A 235-nucleotide genomic window follows, 5' to 3' on the forward strand; every position below is an offset into this window, starting at 1 on the left:
GCCAATTATGGATAACAACCAACCCCCGAATATGATGCCAATTATGGATAACAACCAACCACCGAATATGATGCCAATTATGGATAATAATCAAATGCCGAATATGATGCCGATCATGGATAACAATCAAATGCCGAATATGATGCCAATCATGGATAACAATCAAATGCCGAATATGATGCCAATCATGGATAACAATCAACCACCGAATATGATGCCATATCAAATGCCGTAT

Annotated in this window: 1 pseudogene; it reads left to right on the forward strand. The window is 37.9% G+C overall.

Annotated elements, in window-relative coordinates:
- Positions 1 to 235 (forward strand): annotated as a pseudogene (locus MR167_RS32375) (peptigoglycan-binding protein LysM); the annotation flags it as partial.

This window comes from Bacillus cereus group sp. BfR-BA-01355, assembly GCF_022663675.1.
Taxonomy (GTDB): Bacteria; Bacillota; Bacilli; order Bacillales; family Bacillaceae_G; genus Bacillus_A; species Bacillus_A thuringiensis_S.